Source organism: Streptomyces sp. PTL18 (assembly GCF_059510295.1).
The window spans coordinates 1-1,141 of the sequence record NZ_JCAJZO010000107.1; the positions used below are offsets into that span (position 1 = coordinate 1).

The window sequence follows — 1,141 nt, forward strand, 5'->3', positions numbered from 1 at the left end:
CGAGGCCGGAGGCGCCTGTCAGGGCGACGAGGCTGTTGCGCAGTTCGACGGCGGTGAGGGAGTCGACGCCCAGGTCGCGGAAGGCGCGCTCGGCGGTGACGGACTCGGGGTTCGGGTAGCCGAGGACAGCGGCGGCGCAGGACTGGACGGTCTCCAGCAGGACGCGGTCCTGCTCGGCGGAGGTGAGTCCGGTCAGCCGGCCGAGGAGACCGGCGCGGTCGTCCGGCCCGGTGCGCTCGGCCGTGGTTCCGGTGCTGTCGAGGGCGGCCCGCGCCTCCGGCAGGGAGGCGACGAGCGGGCTGGGGCGTGTCGTGGTGAACGCCGGAACGAAGTCGGCCCAGTTGAGGTCCGCGACGACGACGGAGGGCGCCGGGTGGGCGACCGCGCGGGCGAGGACGTCCAGGGCGGTGTCGCCGGGGAGCGGGAGGACTCCGCCGCGCCGCATGCGGGCTACGGAGGCGGTGTCGTCGGCCATGCCGCCGTCGGCCCACGGGCCCCAGGCGAGGGACGTGGCGGCCAGTCCGGCCGCGCGGCGGCGCTCGGCGAGCGCGTCGAGGAAGGCGTTGGCCGCCGCGTAGTTGCCCTGGCCGGCCGCGCCGATGCTGCCTGCGAAGGAGGAGAAGAGGACGAAGGCGTCGAGGTCGCGGTCGCGGCTCAGCTCGTCCAGGTGCAGGGCGCCCAGCGCCTTGGTGCGCAGCACGCCCGCGAACCGCTCAGGGGACAGCGCGTCGATCACGCCGTCGTCCAGGACGCCCGCCGTGTGGACCACGGCATCGACCGGGTGCGCGGCGAGCAGGTTCTCCACGGTGGCGCGGTCGGCCACGTCACCGGCTGTCACACTCACGCGCGTACCGGCGGCCTGGAGTTCGTCCCGCAGTTCGGTCGCGCCCGGTGCGTCGATGCCGCGGCGGCTGATCAGCACCAGGTGCTCGGCACCCTGCTCGGCGGCCCACCGGGCCACACGCGCACCCAGCGCGCCCGTACCACCGGTGACGAGCACCGTGCCCCGCGGCCGCCACGCCGTGGTGTCGCCGCCCGGGGTGACGCGTTCGAGTCGGCGGCCGAACGCGCCGGACGGGCGGAGAGCGACCTGGTCCTCGTCGGCGGCGCCGCCGACGAGGACGGAGACGAGCCGCTGCGC

General features: G+C 76.2%; 1 protein-coding gene. It reads right to left on the reverse strand.

Going from position 1 to position 1,141, the window contains the following annotated elements:
• Window positions 1-1,141: beta-ketoacyl reductase (locus tag AC5WS8_RS39170; protein ID WP_496108239.1), on the reverse strand; the 1,141-nt coding region annotated here is incomplete at both ends.